At 66.7% G+C, this 16,076-nt stretch carries 11 protein-coding genes and 1 pseudogene; 2 read left to right on the top strand and 10 right to left on the bottom strand.

Going from position 1 to position 16,076, the window contains the following annotated elements:
• Nucleotides 1-20: 20 nt before the first annotated feature.
• From QTH90_RS26735 to QTH90_RS26765, 7 genes are all read right to left on the bottom strand, one after another.
• Nucleotides 21-1,961, bottom strand: a complete 1,941-nt coding sequence (locus QTH90_RS26735) for an acyl-CoA synthetase (RefSeq protein ID WP_286667594.1) — start codon at nt 1,959-1,961, stop codon at nt 21-23.
• Between the two features lie 68 nt (nt 1,962-2,029).
• Nucleotides 2,030-3,034, bottom strand: a complete 1,005-nt coding sequence (locus tag QTH90_RS26740; protein ID WP_286667595.1) for a Bug family tripartite tricarboxylate transporter substrate binding protein — start codon at nt 3,032-3,034, stop codon at nt 2,030-2,032.
• A 20-nt stretch (nt 3,035-3,054) separates the two neighbouring features.
• Nucleotides 3,055-4,254, bottom strand: a complete 1,200-nt coding sequence (locus QTH90_RS26745) for a CaiB/BaiF CoA transferase family protein (RefSeq protein WP_286667596.1) — start codon at nt 4,252-4,254, stop codon at nt 3,055-3,057.
• Nucleotides 4,254-5,390, bottom strand: coding sequence for an acyl-CoA dehydrogenase family protein (locus QTH90_RS26750; RefSeq protein ID WP_286667597.1), 1,137 nt, complete (start codon nt 5,388-5,390; stop codon nt 4,254-4,256). Before QTH90_RS26750 ends, QTH90_RS26745 begins: the two co-directional genes overlap by 1 nt.
• Nucleotides 5,391-5,399: 9 nt before the next feature.
• A complete protein-coding gene (locus QTH90_RS26755) occupies nt 5,400-6,602 on the bottom strand; it encodes an acyl-CoA dehydrogenase family protein (RefSeq protein ID WP_286667598.1) in 1,203 nt (400 codons plus the stop codon).
• A 10-nt stretch (nt 6,603-6,612) separates the two neighbouring features.
• Complete coding sequence (locus QTH90_RS26760) at nt 6,613-7,803, bottom strand: acetyl-CoA C-acyltransferase (protein WP_286667599.1); 1,191 nt, start codon at nt 7,801-7,803, stop codon at nt 6,613-6,615.
• Between the two features lie 12 nt (nt 7,804-7,815).
• Nucleotides 7,816-9,945 (bottom strand): 3-hydroxyacyl-CoA dehydrogenase NAD-binding domain-containing protein, encoded by a 2,130-nt coding sequence (locus tag QTH90_RS26765; protein WP_286667600.1) that lies wholly within the window; start codon nt 9,943-9,945, stop codon nt 7,816-7,818.
• A 134-nt stretch (nt 9,946-10,079) separates the two neighbouring features.
• Here QTH90_RS26765 and QTH90_RS26770 point away from each other — a divergent pair, with 134 nt between their 5' ends.
• A complete protein-coding gene (locus QTH90_RS26770) occupies nt 10,080-10,994 on the top strand; it encodes a LysR family transcriptional regulator (protein ID WP_286667601.1) in 915 nt (304 codons plus the stop codon).
• Nucleotides 10,995-11,065: 71 nt separating this feature from the next.
• Here QTH90_RS26770 and QTH90_RS26775 read toward each other — a convergent pair whose 3' ends face one another.
• From QTH90_RS26775 to QTH90_RS26785, 3 genes and pseudogenes are all read right to left on the bottom strand, one after another.
• A complete protein-coding gene (locus QTH90_RS26775) occupies nt 11,066-11,467 on the bottom strand; it encodes a hypothetical protein (protein WP_286667602.1) in 402 nt (133 codons plus the stop codon).
• Nucleotides 11,467-12,012 carry a peptidoglycan recognition protein family protein gene (locus QTH90_RS26780; protein WP_286667603.1) on the bottom strand — a complete coding sequence of 182 codons (546 nt, stop codon included), beginning with the start codon at nt 12,010-12,012 and terminating at the stop codon, nt 11,467-11,469. Before QTH90_RS26780 ends, QTH90_RS26775 begins: the two co-directional genes overlap by 1 nt.
• Nucleotides 12,013-12,071: 59 nt before the next feature.
• Nucleotides 12,072-12,555 (bottom strand): annotated as a pseudogene (locus QTH90_RS26785) (Hcp family type VI secretion system effector).
• A gap of 235 nt (nt 12,556-12,790) precedes the next feature.
• On the opposite strand from QTH90_RS26785, the gene QTH90_RS26790 reads away from it, so the two are divergent.
• Complete coding sequence (locus QTH90_RS26790) at nt 12,791-16,057, top strand: adenylate/guanylate cyclase domain-containing protein (protein ID WP_286667604.1); 3,267 nt, start codon at nt 12,791-12,793, stop codon at nt 16,055-16,057.
• The last annotated feature ends 19 nt before the right edge of the window (nt 16,058-16,076 follow it).

Consider the following 16,076-nt stretch of genomic DNA (forward strand, 5'->3'; position numbering starts at 1 on the left):
GTTCAGGAAAATGCGCGCGGCTATTTCAGGATCACCTGCGCCTTGACGGGCAGGCGCCCCAGCACCTGCTGCAACTGGCCCTGCAGCGCCTGGGCCTGCGCGCCCACGGCGGCCGGGTCGATGACGACCTTCAGCGCGCTGTCGCCATCGGCCTGCACCTGCGGGCGTGCCGCCGCGTCGATGCCCAATGCGGCGCAGGCCTCGTCCACCATGGTGGCGGCCACCTTGCGCGAGGCCATCGAGCGCAGTTCGGGCTTGTAGATCTTGCCGACGTTGGTCATCGGCATCGTCTCGATGACGATCACCGACCTGGGCTTGGCCGGCGCCTCGTCGACCCGCCCGGCCGTGAAGGCCAACAGTTCTTCCTCGCTCGCCGATGCGCCGGGCACCAGCGTCGCGAAGATCACCGGCAACTCGCCTGCATAGGCATCGGGCGCGCCCACTGCGGCGCAGAGTTGCACCGCCGGGTGCGCGCCGAGCGCGTCCTCGATCACCTTGGGATCGATGTTGTGGCCGCTGCGGATGATCAGGTCCTTCGAGCGGCCGCTGAGGTTCAGCCGTCCCTCGTCGTCCATCCAGCCCAGGTCGCCGGTGGCGAGCCAGCCGTCGGCCGTGAAGGCCTTGGCGTTGTCGGCCGGGTCGACGAAGCCCGAGAACAGGTTCGGCGACTTGAACAGCACCATGCCCTGTTCGCCCGCAGGCAGGTCGCGGTCGCTGGCATTGCCGTTCTCGTCGAGCGCGACGATGCGCAACTGCGTGAAGGGAAGCGGAAAGCCGACGCAGCCCGCAGGCCCGATCACGCCCGGTGGCGTGATGGTCGAGATGCCGGCCATCTCCGTCATGCCCAGGCTCTCGTGCACGTGCAGGCCGAAGAGGCGCTCGAAGCGCGCCGCGAGCTCCGGTGCGAGGACGGCGGCGCCGGTGCGGCAGTAGCGGATCGACGAGATGTCCGCGCCGTCGAGCGGCACGTTCGCCAGCGCGGCGAGCACGGTCGGCACGGCCGACAGCGAGGTCGGTCGGTACTTCTCGACCAGCCGCCAGTAGTTGGCGAGCACCTCCTTGTTGCGCAGCAGCGAGGTGGTCGGAATGATCACTTCCACGCCCGCCGAGAGCGAGGCCAGCGAGGCCGGCAACACGCCCGCCACATGGAACAGCGGATAGCCGTTGATGGAGATGTCGCTCGAACCCTGGCCTGCGACGTTCACGCTGGCCCAGGCGGTGAACACCTGCGCGCCGTGGCTGTGGCGCGCCAGCTTGGGTGCGCCCGTGGTGCCGCCGGTGTGGAAGTAGGCCGCGATGTCGCTGGCCTGGATGTCGCGGCCGCTCACCAGATGGTCATCGGGCTCGCGTTCGAGCAAGGCCTTGAAGTCGGCCACGCCTTCGGGCAACGGCCCGGCGCTGCCCGGCGCTTCGTCGTGCGGCGCCACGCGCAGCACCGTGGTGAGCGTGGGCACCTGGCTGCGCAGACGCATCGCCTTCGACCACATGCCGGACTCGGCGTCGGAGCCATAGGCGATCAGCACCTTGGCCCGGCCGGCCGTCATGAGCGACACCAGCTTTTCGTCCGTCAGCAGCGGGTTGAGCGGCTGCACGATGCCGGCCGCCGCACCGCCCCACAGCGCGAGGTGGTACTCCAGGCAACCCGGCAGCAGCACGGCCACTGCGTCGTCCGGCCCGACGCCGAGCGCGTGCAGCGCGTTGGCGGTCTGGTGGATGCCGGCCAGCAGCCTGGCGTAGGACCAGCGGATCGGCTCGTCCGCCGGGTTGCCCGTGCGCAGGAAGGTCAGCGCCGTCTTGTCGCCGAAAGCGGCACCGGCATTGCGGAAGATCTCGTAGGTGCTGCGAACGGTCAGCGCCTGGTCGAGCGGCGTCTCCTCGAGCCGGCGGATGTCCGCGAGGCTGCGGATGGGAAAGGACGCGCTGAAGGGCGCTGCGATCCGGGGTTCGCTGGTGCGGCTCATGGGTGCTGTCTCCTGATGCGGGCGTTTCTCGAATCATGCGCCGGGCCGTCCCCGGCCCGGAGCGCGGCCTACTTGTTGGTGATGTTGTTGTCGCGGATCACCTTGCCCCAGCGCTCGTAGTCCTGGCGCATGCGCGTGGCCATCTGCTCGGGCGTCTGGAAGGCCGCGAAGGTGCCGACGCCTTCGAGCTTCTCCTGCACTTCCTTGTCGGCGAGTGCCTTCTTCAGTTCGGCGTTCAGGCGCGCGATGACTTCCTTCGGCGTGCCGGCGGGCGCGAGCATGCCGCCCCACGAGGTGGCGTCGAAGCCGGGGAAGCCTTGCTCGGCCACCGTCTTCACGTCGGGCAGCAGGCTCAGGCGCTTGGACGAACCGACGGCGATGGCGCGCAGCGTGCCGGACTTGATGTGCGGCAGCACGGCGATGAGGTCCGAGAACATCATCGGCACCTGCCCGCCGATCAGGTCCGTCACGGCCGGCGCGCTGCCGCGGTAGGGCACGTGCTGCATGTCGAAGTGGCCGACCGTCTTGAGCGACTCGGTCGTCAGGTGGCCGAAGCTGCCCGTGCCGGCGGTCGTGTAGTTGAACTTGCCGCCTTGCTCCTTGGCCTTGGCGATCAGTTGCTGGAGGCCCGTCACGTCAGGCAGCGCCTTCGGATTGACCACCATCACGATCGGCAAGTCGTAGGTCGTGCCGACCGGCGTGAAGTTCTTGAAGATGTCGTAGCTGGTGGGGCCGTAGAGGTGTCCCGCCAGCAGGGTGGGTGTCGCGAGCATCACCAGCGTGTAGCCGTCCGGCGCGGCCTTGGCGGCTGCGGCCGCGCCGATGGTGCCCGATGCGCCGCTGCGGTTGTCGATCAGCACCGGCTGCTTGAGGCCGAGCGACATCTTCTGGCCGATGATGCGCGTCGCCGTGTCGGTCGGGCCGCCAGCGGGGAAGGGCACGATGATCGTGATGGGCTTGGTCGGCCAGGCTTGAGCCTGTGCAAAAGCGGAACCTGCCAGCAGCGGCAGTGCGAGGGCGAGCAGCGCGCGGCGCGCGGGGTTGCGGACGGAAGTCGGGAAACGGGAGGCCATGTGTTCTTCAGGATGCGGCGTCAGAGGACGCCATTCGATTTCAGTTGGGAGAGCTTCTCGTCGGAGAGGCCGAGCAGCGACTGCAGCACGTCGCGCGTGCCTTCGCCGAGTTGCGGCGGGGCGCTGCGCACCGGCAGGCGTTCGCCGTCGAAGCGATAGGGTGGCGCGAGCACGTTGACGCTGCCGGCCACGGGATGCGGCTGCGTGGTCACGAGCCCGGCATCCGTGGCGCGCTTGGACTGCAGTGCTTCGAGCAGGCCGAGCACTTCGCCGCAGGGGATGCCCGAGCGCGTGAGCTGTTCGAGCAGCGCCTTGCGCTTGCGCTTGCCGAGTTCGCGGTTGATCTCGGGCATCAGCGCCTCGCGGTTGGCGGAGCGCAGGATGTTGGTCTTGAAGCGTTCGTCGTCCGCGAGGTCGGGGCGCTCGATCACATCGGTGCAGAAGCGCGCGAACTGGCTGTTGTTGCCGACGGTGATGACCAGCGGGCCGTCCTCGGCATCGAAGACGCCGTAGGGCACGATCGACGGATGGGCGTTGCCGTAGCGCGGCGGGTCCTCGCCCATCAGCAGGGCTTCGAGGCCGTAGTAGGCGGTGATCATCAGGCCGCAGTCGAACAGCGCCATCTCGATGTGGCGGCCGGTGCCGGTCTTCTCGCGCTCGTACAGCGCGGCGAGGACGGCCTGTGCGGAGTACATGCCGGTGAACAGGTCGACCGCTGCAACACCGAACTTCAGCGGCGGCTGGTTGGCCTCGCCGTTGAGCGCCATCAGGCCCGCTTCACCTTGCACGACCAGGTCGTAGCCGGGACGTGCCGCTTCGGGGCCGGTGCGGTCATAGCCCGAGATCGAGCAGTAGATCAGGCCTGGATTGACCTCGCGCAAGGCCTCGTAGCCGAGGCCGAGCTTGTCGATGCCGCCGAACTTGAAGTTCTGGATCACGACATCGCTCTTCTTCGCGAGTTCGCGGGCGATCTCCTGGCCTTCCGGCGTCTGCAGGTCGAGGCCGATCGACCGCTTGTTGCGGTTGACGCTGTTGAAGTAGGCCGTCTCGGTGTTGCCGACGCGCAGGCCCCAGTCGCGCGTGTCGTCGCCGCGGCCGGGGTGCTCGACCTTGATGACCTCGGCACCGAGGTCGGCCAGCACCATGCCGCACCACGGTCCGGCGAGGATGCGAGAAAGGTCGAGAACGCGGACGCCGGCCAGCGGCAGAGCGCCTTTCATCAGTGACGCTCCTTTCCGAGCGCGATGTAGCGCTGGAGGTGGTGGTCTTCGTCGCCGAGCTGGTGGTCGATCATCACCAGCCGCTTGGCGTAGTGGGCCAGCGGCAGTTCCCAGGTCATGCCGATGCCGCCGTGCATCTGGATGCTTTCCTCTGCAACCAGCGTGCCGATGCGGCCGATGCTGACCTTGGCGGCCGACAGCGCGCGCTCGCGCGTCACGCGATCGGCGTCGATGGCGGCTGCCGCGTTGATCACGGCCGAGCGCGCCTGCTCGATCTCCAGCAGCAGGTCGGCCATGCGGTGCTGCAATGCCTGGAAGCTGCCGATGAGCGTGCCGAACTGCTTGCGCGTGCGCAGGTATTCCAGCGTGGCGGTCTTGGCGGCTTCCATCGCGCCGAGCGCTTCGGCGCACAGTGCGAGCACGCCGCGGCCGATGGCACGCTCCAGCGTGGCGTGGCCTTGACCTTCGGTGCCCAGCAGGGCGTCGGCGCCGAGCTTCACGTTGTCGAAGCGCAGTTCGGCCACGCGGCCACCGTCGATGGCGGGGCAGCCGCGCACCGTCAGGCCGGCCGTCTTCGCGGGCACGAGGAAGAGCGAGATGCCGGCTTCGTCGTCCACCGTGCCCGAAGTGCGGGCGGAGACGACGAAGAGGTTCGCTTGTTCGCCTTGCTGCACGACTGCCTTGGCGCCCTTCAGCACCCAGCCGTCGCCGCTGCGCTCGGCGCGCGTCTGCACGCGGCTGAGTTCGTAGTGGGTCTCGGGTTCGTCATGGGCGAGCGTGGCGATCGTGGTGCCGCCGACGATCTCCGGGAGCAGACCCTTCTGCTTGTCATTGCCCGCAACCGAAATCGCCTCACCGGCCATCACGGCGCCCAGCAGCGGCTCGACCACCAGCCCGCGGCCCAGCGCCTCGAAGACCACGGCGACATCGAAGCCACCGCCGCCGAAGCCGCCATCGGCTTCGCTGAACAGCGCGCCGATCACGCCCAGTTCGGCGAACTGCTGCCAGATCTCGGTGCTGAATCCCTGCGCGGACCTGGCGATGCGGTCGCGCGCCTCGAAGGCGTATTGCTCTGCGATGAAACGGTTCAGGCTGTCGGCGAGCATGCGCCGGTCTTCGGTGTGTTCGAAGTTCATGTCAGTTCCTCACAGGCCCAGAATCATTTTCGAGATGATGTTCTTCTGGATTTCGTTCGAGCCGCCGAAGATCGACAGCTTGCGGTTGTTGAAGTAGCGCGCAGCGGCTGCCGGTGCGGGGCTGAAGGTCTCGCCCGTGTAGCCTTCCCCCAGCGCCTCGACGACGAACGGGCGGGCTTGCGCGCCCATCGCGCGACGGGTCAGCGACGAGATCTCCTGGCGGATCTCGGTGCCGCGGATCTTGAGCATCGAGCTTTCCGCGCCCGGCACGCCACCGCCGGCCACTGCCGCGATCACGCGCAGGTTGGTGGTCTTCATGTTCTCCAGGTCGATCTCGACCTTCGCCATGCGCGCCGCAAAGGCGGGGTCTTCGGCGAGCGGGCGGCCGTTCTTCGTCTGCTTGCCGGCGATGACCTTCAACTGCTCCATCGCGGCGACCGAGAAGCCGACGCCGGCGATGTTGGTGCGCTCGTAGGTCAGCAGGTACTTGGCGCAGGTCCAGCCCTTGTCTTCCTCGCCGACGAGGTTCTCGGCCGGCACGCGCACGTCGCTGAAGAACACTTCGTTGACTTCATGCTCGCCGTCGAGCGTGATGATCGGGCGCACTTCGACGCCCGGCGATGTCATGTCGATCAGAAGGAAGCTGATGCCCTCCTGCTTCTTCGCCTCGCGGTTGGTGCGCACCAGGCAGAAGATCATGTTGGCGTGCTGGCCGAGCGTGGTCCAGGTCTTCTGGCCGTTGACGATGTAGTGGTCGCCCTGGGCATCCACGCCGCGCACGGCGGAGGTCTTGACCGAGGCCAGGTCGGAGCCCGCGCCGGGTTCCGAATAGCCCTGGCACCACCAGTCCGAGCCGTCGAGGATGCGCGGCAGCCAGTGGCGCTTCTGCGCCTCGTTGCCGTACTTGATGAGCACCGGGCCGAGCATGTTCACGCCGAAGGGCACGATGCGCGGCGCATGCGCCAGCGCGCATTCGTTCTCGAAGATGAACTTCTCGACCGCGGTCCAGCCGGGGCCGCCGTACTGTTCGGGCCAATGGTTGGCCAGCCAGCCGCGCTCGTTGAGGATGGCATGCCACTCCTGCATGTCGGCCTTGCTCAGGTGCTTGCCGGTCGCGACCTTGTCGGAGAGGCGCTTGGGCAGCTTGGCGGCCAGGAAGTCGCGCACCTCGCTGCGGAAGGCTTCTTCTTCGGGGGTGAAGTTCAGGTCCATGGCGGACTCCTCAATAGATTTCAAAGAGGCCGGCGGCGCCCATGCCGCCGGCAATGCACATCGTGACGACGGCGTACTTCGCGCCGCGGCGCTTGCCTTCGATCAGCACGTGGCCGGCGAGCCGCGCGCCCGTCATGCCGAACGGATGGCCGATGGAGATCGCGCCGCCGTCGACGTTGAGCCGCTCGGCCGGGATGCCGAGCTTGTCCTGGCAGTAGATGGACTGCGAAGCAAAGGCTTCGTTGAGTTCCCAGAGACCGATATCGTCGACCTTCAGGCCGTGACGCGCCAGCAGTTTCGGCACGGCGAACACCGGGCCGATGCCCATTTCGTCGGGCTCGCAGCCGGCCACGGCGAGGCCGCGGAAGGCGCCCAGGGGCTTGAGGTTGGCGCGCTCGGCTTCCTTGGCTTCCATCAGCACGCAGGCCGAGGCGCCGTCGGAGAGCTGCGACGCGTTGCCGGCGGTGATGAATTTGTCTTCGCCCATCACCGGCTTCAGCTTGGCGAGCGCTTCGTAGGTGGTGCCGCGGCGGTTGCAGTTGTCTTCCGTCGCGGTGACTTCGCGGTAGGTGACTTCCTTCGTGTCCTTGTCGGTCACGGCCATCGTGGTGGTGCAGGCGACGATCTCATCCTTGTAGCGGCCGGCGATCTGCGCTTCCTCGGTCTTGCGCTGGCTCTCCGCCGAGAAGCGGTCCTGCGCCTCGCGGCTGATGCCGTAGCGCTGGGCCACGATGTCGGCCGTCTCGATCATCGCCATGTAGAGCGCGGGCTTGTGCTCGACGATCCACGGGTCCATGCCGTTGTCGCCGCTGTCGGTGGCGCTGCGGGTGCGGATCTGCGAGATGCTTTCCACGCCGCCCGCGATCATGGCCGGGGCGCCGTCGACCACGATGCGGCCCGCCGCCATGGCGATGGCCTGCAGGCCCGAGGCACAGAAGCGGTTGACCGTGGTGCCGGCGATGCCGATCGGCAGGCCGGCGCGGATGATGCTCTGGCGTGCGATGTTGCGGCCGGTCGTGCCTTCGGGGTAGCCGCAGCCGAGGATCGCGTCCTCGATCAGCGCGGGGTCGATGCCCGAGCGCTCGACCGCGGCCTTCACCGCGAAGGCGGCCAGCGTCGCGCCGGACGTGATGTTGAATTCACCGCGGTGCGCCTTGGTGAGCGGCGTGCGGGCGGTTGAGACGATGACGGCTTCGCGCATGGGGAGATCTCCTTATTCGGATTGATTGAGGCTGGCGAAATCGGCGCCGCGTTCGACCAGCTCGACCAGCAGCGGCGAGGGTTTCCAGAACAGCGGGTCCTGCTTCGCGAATTCGCGGATGTCGGCCAGCACATTGGCGAGGCCCACGGTGTCGGCGTACTTCATCGGACCGCCGCGATGGCGCGGGAAGCCGTAGCCGTAGAGGAAGGTCACGTCCACGTCGAGCGGGCGCAGCGCGATGCGCTGGTGCACGACGTTGGCGCCTTCGTTGATCATCGCGGCCATGTAGCGGCGCATGATCTCGTCGTCGGTGAAGCTGCGCGGCGTGATGCCCGCGCGCTGGCGCTCGGCATCGATGATCGCGAGCACCTCCGGGTCCTCCTTGCCGGCGCGCGCGCCTTCGGGATAGAGGTAGTAGCCGCGCTGCGTCTTCTGGCCGAACCAGCCGCGCTCGCAGATGCGGTCGGCCACTTGCACGTAGCGCGCCTTGGGGTCGCGCGTGGCGGCCTTGCGCTTGCGCGTGGCCCAGCCGATGTCGCCGCCCGCGAGGTCGGACACCTGGAACGGGCCCATCGGGTAGCCGAAGTCGCGCACGGCCTTGTCGATCTGATAAGGCGATGCCCCGTCTTCCATCATGTGGTCGGCGGCCTGGCGGTACACCGCGAGGATGCGGTTGCCGATGAAGCCGTCGCACACGCCGGCGCGCACCGGCACCTTCCTGAGCTTCTTGGCGAGTTCGAAGCCGGTGGCGACCACGTCGGCGCTCACCTTGGCGGGCACCACGATCTCCAGCAGCTTCATGATGTTGGCCGGCGAGAAGAAGTGCAGGCCCACCACGTCGGCCGGGCGCGAGATGCTGGCCGCGATCTCGTCGATGTCCAGGTACGAGGTGTTGGTGGCGAGCACCGCGCCGGGCTTGCAAACGCGGTCGAGTTCGGCGAAGACGGCCTTCTTGACGCCCATCTCCTCGAACACGGCCTCGACCACGATGTCGACCTTCGCGAGTGCGTCGTAGGAGGTCGAGCCACTGAAGCGCGCCATCACGGCGGCCTTGGCCTCGGCCGTCATGCGGCCCTTCTGGATCAGGCCGTCGTAGACCTTCTCGACGTGGGCACGGCCGCGCGCGAGGCTGGGCTCGTCGCGTTCGATCATGGTCACCGGCATGCCGGCGTCGAGCATCGCGACCGCGATGCCGGCGCCCATGGTGCCGCCGCCGACGATGCCGGCCGAATCCAGCGGACGGGGCTTGGCGGCCTTGGTTTCGGGGGCCTTCAGCACTTCGCGTTCGGCGAAGAAGGCGTGGATCAGGCCGGCGCGCTGCGGGCTGTCGATGCATTGCAGGAAGAGCTTGCGTTCGAGCGCCATGCCTTCGTCGAAGGGCTGCGTGAGCGCGGCTTCGACGGCTTCGATGATCTTCATCGGCGAGAACAGGCCGCGGCTCCTCTTGGCGGTGTCGGCACGGGCGGCTTCGAGCGCGGCGCGGCTGGCTTCGGCATCGGCCAGCCCTTGCGCATCGCGGGTGCGGCGGACCGGCGCCTTGGCGGCGACGAGTTCCTTCGCGTAGGCGAGGCCTTGCGGGAGCGCGTCGGTGCCTTCGCCGAGGCGGTCGATCAGGCCCAGCGACAGCGCTTCCTTCGCGCCGGCGTGGCGGCCGCTCAGCATGAGTTCGATCGCGGTCTTCACGCCGATCAGGCGCGGCGCACGCTGCGTGCCGCCAGAACCGGGGAGCAGGCCGAGCTGCACCTCAGGCAGGCCCAGCTTGGCCGAGGCCACTGCCAGGCGGTAGTGCGCCGACAGCGCGATCTCCAGGCCGCCGCCGAGCGCGGCACCGTGGATCGCAGCCACCACGGGCTTGCTGCAGTTCTCGATCCGGGCGCAGACTTCCGGCAGCGACGGCGGCTGCGGCGTCTTGCCGAACTCGCGGATGTCCGCGCCGGCGATGAAGTTGCGTCCCGCACCCACGATCAGCACCGAGGCCACGCCGCTGTCGGCTTCGGCCGCGTCGATCGCAGCCACCAGCCCGCGGCGGACGTCGACGCCCAGCGCATTGACCGGCGGGTTGTCGATGGTCACGACCAGCACATCGGCATCTCGCTGGAACGTGACGGGTTCGGACGTAGAAGGGGTGGGAGTCGTGGCCATGCTGTGTGTCTCCGGATGGCGGAACCGAATGGTTCCTTGAGGGGTGAACCCCGGATTCTTGATCCGGCATGCGGCTTTGACAATTGCATTACGCATTGACAGACTGTCAAAGGATTTTTGACACAATAGTTCCCATGGACCTGCAATCGCTGACTCTGCTGGTCGAAATCCTCGACGCCGGCAACCTGAGCGCAGCCGCCCGCCGGCTGAAGATGAGCCGCGCCAATGTGAGCTACCACCTGAACCAGCTCGAACGCTCGGTCGGGGCGCAACTGGTGCGGCGCACGACGCGGCGAGCCGAGCCGACGGAGATCGGCCTGCGGCTCTACCAGCACGGCCTTGCCATCCAGGGCGAGCTGATGGCGGCGAGGGAATCGGTGACCACGCTGGGCCAGAGCCTGCAAGGCCGTGTGCGGCTCAGCGTGCCGAGCGGCTACGGGCAACTCGTGATGTCCGAGTGGCTCATCGACTTCAAGCGGCAATACCCCGGCATCGTGCTCGACGTGCTGTTCGAGAACCGCATCGAGGATCTGCTGCGCGACGAAGTGGACATCGCGATCCGCGTGATCCCCGAGCCGCCGCTGAACCTCGTGGCGCGCGCGCTGGGACCGGTTCGGTACGTGGCCTGCGCATCGGCAGCCTATGCGCAGGAACACACGCTGCCAACGCAGCTTGATGAATTGCAGAGCGCCCCGGTGGTCACCGCGGCGGTGATCGGGCGACAACTGCGCGTGTCGGCCTATCAGGGCGAAGAGCGCCGCGAAGTGGTGCTGGAGCCCACGCTGATCTCGGAGAACTTTCTGTTCCTGCGGCAGGCCATCCTGGCCGGCCTGGGCATCGGGCTCGTGCCCGACTATGTGGTGAACGACGACGTGCGGCGTGGCGACGTCGTGACCACGCTCGACGACTGGCGGCTCAGCATCTTCGGCACGCAGATGTTCATGCTCTACATGCCGAACCGCCAGCACACGCGGGCGACGCGGACCTTCATCGATTTCATCCTGGAACGGGCGAGAGGCGCTGTGGCCGGGGCCGAGCAGGAAGTCTGAAGGCCTTGGCCGAATTACTCAAGAATCCGCAATTTTCTTGGACTCGATCACATCGACTCCGTGACAGACGTTTACTCCCCCATTGGGTTGTACCATTTGTTTTTTCTGTATAGCAAATACACTTCTCCTCCGAAATCCCAATCTATCCTCGCGACTCCGGTGGAGTAAAGGATCCATTTTCCAAAGCTCTTGTTGTCGTTGAAGGTGATTTCGCCGATCGCGTAGCAGTCGGAATACAAATCGTGTGCCATATATGCGCCGGGCACTGGATAGGATCTGAGAAAAAAATTTCTTACTTGGCGCGCAGTGGGTCTGAAATCTCTGCATGTCGCCACCGAGGTTTCGTCCCCCTCATTCAGGCTCATTCCGAGATTTTTAATCTCGAGTTTGAGGATCTTTCTCTCTTGTCCGGTTGCATGAGAGACGCAGAATATTGCCGCCGCAGCCAGCACAAGACGATGAATGCATGCCATTACCATTTTGCGGTGCTCGCCTCAGTCGGATTTTTTCTGCCGATTTCGGGGTGTCTGTATGTCTCCTGCATCGAAACCCCCAAAGTCTCGGCGAGCTCTTTCACGAGCCATTTAAGGGCGCCGTTCTGCGCCTCCGTCGCGGCATCGAATATTTCCTTGCCATCCTTCTTTGGGGCTGCACTGACGATTTCGATGCCAATGGAATCCTCGTTCATGGGGAAACGATCAGGAAATGCCTTCTTCGATTCGTGTCTAGTCAGTAGCTTGGCATTTCTGATTGACGAGGCTGCTTTAAGTTCAGATGGGCTGCATCTCTTTGTGACGATGCAGCGAGATTGCAATAAACCTACGTGATTGGTGGTTTTGTAGAGGGACGCCGTTTGATAAATCGTTCCATCCTTGTCAATCAGAAAATGCGCGCCGTTCGCACCCGCGTTGGAATAGCTGTTGAATGCGGATTGAGCTGTGGGCGATGCCGTTTGGTGTACCACAATGCCGTTTATCTTGTCGAGTTGTCTTCGTTCAATGGTCGAAAAGATCTTCATCTTGATTCTTTCCGCATCGACGTGCCCGCCCCTGGCGATGTAAAGAATCCTTATCCTCCTTACGCTTCGCGATTGGCTCGAATGTCATAGCTGGCCGAAACGGTGCCGCCGGAAACCACCCTGCTGGCTCTGCATGACGTATTCCTGTTTCACCCGGGCAAAGGAAAGGCTGACCGTTTCTCGGGGTCGCGCCATGTTGGCGTTGAGTACCGAGGCGACGCGGGTCACGATCACATTGCTCATGGTGATCGTGAGGTACTCCAGAGGTGAGCCTCCAGCTTTTCTGACGACGAGGGTCGCCGTGTCGGAGTGCTTGCCGGTCAGGCAGTACTTGAGCAGGTTGGGGCTCGCCCGATCCACGTAGTGGTCAAAACACAGGTCGCCGACGGTGGCCTTGCCGGCACCGCCGCCGCTACCGGAATGCATGGAGGATCTCTGGGTGATCTCCCATTCCCAATCCAAGACTTCAATTTCGTCTTTATGACTGGCGTCTTGTGATTCACCGGCAATGCCGGTCAGCTTCATGAAAATATCTTGTGTCAAAGGTGTCCTCCACTGATAGCTACCGTGTAGTTCTGATGGGCGCGATGGCATGCGATGCGCTCCACCGCATTCGACGCTACAGCACGGGTCAGTGCGGACAGCACTGCCTTTCGTGTTCCGGGAAAAATCTCACGTCGAATAAGACTCGTCCGGTGGCGCTGGTGGGGACGGCGGCACGCAAGCGACATGGCGCGGACGCCGGAAGTGGAGCAGCATCGGGGCCACGGAACGCTCGATGACCACGACCTGTGCCGGCTGCGGCGCCGATGTGCTGCCCACGTCTTCCTTCTGCCAGCGCTGCGGGCGACGGCTCGCCTGTTCCTGTGCGTCCTGCGGCTATGAATGCGAGTCCGACTTTGCGTTCTGCCCGCGCTGCGGCACGGCGCGCGGTGCGGCCGGCCCGGCGACCTCTGCCGTGCCGCCGCCACCAGCCGCCAGCGAACCCAGCCATGAAGCCGATCGCCGGCAGGTCACGGTGGTGTTCGCCGACTTGACCGGCTTCACATCGCTAGCCGAAGGCCTCGACCCCGAAACGCTGCGCACTTTTCAGAACGCGCTGTTCGCCGTGATGGCGCAGGCCATTGCGCGCTACGACGGCTTCGTGGAGAAGTTCGTCGGCGATGCGGTGATGGCGGTGTTCGGCGCGCCGCGCGCGCACGAGGACGATCCCCTGCGTGCCGTGGAGGCTGCGCAGGACATGTTGCGGGGCATCGAGCAGCTCAGCGCGCAATGGATGGCGCGCCTCGGGCGGGCGGTCACCCTGCACATCGGCGTGCACACCGGCGCGGTGGTCGCCGGCAGCCTGGGCAGTGGCACCGGCGGTGCCTACGCGGTCACCGGCGACACGGTGAACACCGCATCGCGATTGCTGACGGCGGCGGCGCCGGGCAGGGTACTGGTGTCGGAAGCGACGCATGCGATGGTGCGGCACCACTTCGATTTCGAGCCGCCCGCCGAACTGGCGCTGCGCGGCAAGACCGAGCCGATGCGGGTGCATGGCCTGATCGGCGTTCGCACCGAGCGGGCGTCCGCCCGCGGGCTCGCCGATCTCGGGCTGTCGGCGCCGCTGGTCGGGCGAGGTGATGCGCTCGGGCGTTTGCTGGCCGCATTTGACCGCATGCAGGGTGGCCACGCCCAGGTCGTCAGCGTGGTCGGCGAAGCCGGTGCCGGCAAGTCGCGGCTGTTGGCCGAGGTGTTCGCGCGCCTCGAAGGCGATGATCGGTTCAAGACCACGGGCGTTCGCCGTGCCGCCTGTTCGTCGCTCGGCGAGCCGACCTACGGCACCTTCGGTGCGCTGTTCCGCGATGCGTACCGCGTGGAGGCCGGCGATTCGCTGGAAGCCGCGCGGCGCAAACTGCAGGAGGGCCTGGCGGCGCTGGGTGCCGAAGCGGACGAGGCCGATGCGGTGGCGCAGGTGCTGAACTACCTGCTTGGCATCCAGGAGGCGCGGCCCCGCGATATCGAGCCCGAGCAACTGCAGCGCCAGATCACGCTGGCGGCGCGGGCGTTGATCGAGCGCCGGCTGTCGCAGCAGCCGGTGATGGTCGTGGTCGATGACCTGCACTGGGCGGATGCGGCTTCGGTGGACCTGCTGGGCGAGGTCGTCGACCAACTCGCGGACCGGCCGTTCATGGTGCTGGCCTTCCAGCGTCCCGACGCACGTTCGCTGCGCGCGGGTCGTGCCGAGCAGACCGTGATCGATCTGAGCCCGTTGGGCGAGCAGGACGCACGATCGCTCGTGCTCCACCTGCTGGGTGCCCCGGCCGATGACGGCCTGGCGCCCCTGCTCGATTTCGTCGCGGCGCGTGCGGGCGGCAATCCGCTGTTCGTCGAGGAGATCGTTCGCAGCCTCGCGGGGCGTGGCCTGCTGGTTCGCAAAGAGGGCGGGCGCTGGTCCTGCGAGGACGCGCGCGAAGCCGTGGATGTTCCGCCGACGCTCTACGGACTGCTGTTGTCGCGCATCGACCGGCTGGGCACCGACGATCGGCGGACGCTGCAGGAAGCCGCCGTGTTGGGCACCGACTTCGACAGCTTGCTGTTGCAGCGCATCGCGAGCGAGCCGCGATCGCTCGAAGCGTCGCTGCATCGGCTGGCGGCGGCCGATCTCGTCCGTGCGTCCGGGCAAGGCTGGTGCTTCACGCACGCGCTGCTGCATGAAGTGGCTTACCAGAACCTGCTGCTGTCGCGGCGCACGGAGCTGCACCATCGCGCCGGCCGCGCCCTCGAAACCGTGCTGGGCGTCGACGCCAAGGCGCCCGTCGAGGACGAAGCCCGAAGCCCGCTGCGCCTGGCGGACCTCGAGGCGCTGGCCCGCCACTGGAGCCTTTCGCCGGACAAGGCACACGGCGCTCACTACCTCGTGGCGGCCGGCGACTGGGCGCGCGCCGTCTATGCCAACGACGACGCCATTCGCCACTACGAACGCGCCTTGCGCACGCTGGCCGAGTCGACCGCCGACACGCCCGCCGCGAAGGCCGAGATCGAAGCCGCGGAACTCGATGCGCGCGAGCGCGTTGCCGATCTGTTCGGATTGCAGGGGCGGCGCAGCGATGCGCTCGCGCAGTACGAGATCGTGCAGCGTGCGGATGAACGACACCGCGATCCTGTCCGCACCGCGCGCGCGCTGCGCAAGACGGGTGGCCTGCACTGGGAAGCGGGCGAGCGCGAGCGCGCCGGCGCCTGCTTCACAGCTGGCCTCGAACGGCTGGGCGACAGCGGCGATCCGATCGAACGTGCGCACCTTTTCCAGGAAATGGGGCGGCTGGCCTTTCGGGCCGGTGACAACGACAGGGCATTGGCGCTCGCGCAGCGCGCGCTGGCCGAGGTGCCCGCCGAACCGGCAGGGCGCGCAAGGGAAGCGAGCGTCGTGCGCGCCGAGGCCTGCAACACACTCGGCGTCGCACTGGCCCGGCTGGGCCGGCCCGCCGAGGCCGTGGAACATGTCGAAAGCAGCGTCGCGCAGGCCGAAGCCAACAACATGCTGCAGGCCGCCTGCCGCGGCTACACCAACCTGGGTGTGCTGTACGCATCGCTCGACCCGCAACGCAGCATCGAGACCTGCCTGCGTGGTCTGGAGACCGCCCGGAAGGTGGGCGACCTTGGATTCCAGTCGCGTCTGTACGCCAATCTTGCAGTCGCTTACTGCGCCTTGACCAACCGTTGCGAGGCCGAGGGCATCGAGGCCGCGAACGCGGCCGCCAGCCTCGATCGCCGCCTGGGATTGCTCGACCATCTGGCGGTGCCGCTGATCGTGCTGGGCCAGATCTACCAGTGCCACGGCGACCACGCGCGCGCCTTCGCGTCGTACACCGAAGCCCTGCAACTGGCAGAGCAGGTTGACGAGCCTCAGCTGCTCTTTCCCTGCTACGATGGTTTGGCTACGCTGTACCTCGATGCCGGGCGCCCCGCACAGGCGGAAACCTATCTCGCCAAGGCACAAGCGGTATGCGAGCGCGCCGGCCTCGAGCCCGACGCCCTGATGGTGCTTCCGTTCCTCTGCTGAACCTGCCTGAAGGAGCCTC

Origin of the sequence: Variovorax flavidus (genome assembly GCF_030317145.1) — a bacterium.
GTDB lineage: Bacteria > Pseudomonadota > Gammaproteobacteria > Burkholderiales > Burkholderiaceae_C > Variovorax > Variovorax flavidus.

What these genes read in the sequence shown, in the direction of transcription:
- QTH90_RS26735 (WP_286667594.1), bottom strand. Translation starts at nt 1,961, where the DNA reads ATGAGCCGCACCAGCGAACCCCGGATCGCAGCGCCCTTCAGCGCGTCC.
- QTH90_RS26740 (WP_286667595.1), bottom strand. Translation starts at nt 3,034, where the DNA reads ATGGCCTCCCGTTTCCCGACTTCCGTCCGCAACCCCGCGCGCCGCGCG.
- QTH90_RS26765 (WP_286667600.1), bottom strand. Translation starts at nt 9,945, where the DNA reads ATGGCCACGACTCCCACCCCTTCTACGTCCGAACCCGTCACGTTCCAG.
- QTH90_RS26755 (WP_286667598.1), bottom strand. Translation starts at nt 6,602, where the DNA reads ATGGACCTGAACTTCACCCCCGAAGAAGAAGCCTTCCGCAGCGAGGTG.
- QTH90_RS26770 (WP_286667601.1), top strand. Translation starts at nt 10,080, where the DNA reads ATGGACCTGCAATCGCTGACTCTGCTGGTCGAAATCCTCGACGCCGGC.
- QTH90_RS26745 (WP_286667596.1), bottom strand. Translation starts at nt 4,254, where the DNA reads ATGAAAGGCGCTCTGCCGCTGGCCGGCGTCCGCGTTCTCGACCTTTCT.
- QTH90_RS26790 (WP_286667604.1), top strand. Translation starts at nt 12,791, where the DNA reads ATGACCACGACCTGTGCCGGCTGCGGCGCCGATGTGCTGCCCACGTCT.
- QTH90_RS26760 (WP_286667599.1), bottom strand. Translation starts at nt 7,803, where the DNA reads ATGCGCGAAGCCGTCATCGTCTCAACCGCCCGCACGCCGCTCACCAAG.
- QTH90_RS26775 (WP_286667602.1), bottom strand. Translation starts at nt 11,467, where the DNA reads ATGGCATGCATTCATCGTCTTGTGCTGGCTGCGGCGGCAATATTCTGC.
- QTH90_RS26750 (WP_286667597.1), bottom strand. Translation starts at nt 5,390, where the DNA reads ATGAACTTCGAACACACCGAAGACCGGCGCATGCTCGCCGACAGCCTG.
- QTH90_RS26780 (WP_286667603.1), bottom strand. Translation starts at nt 12,012, where the DNA reads ATGAAGATCTTTTCGACCATTGAACGAAGACAACTCGACAAGATAAAC.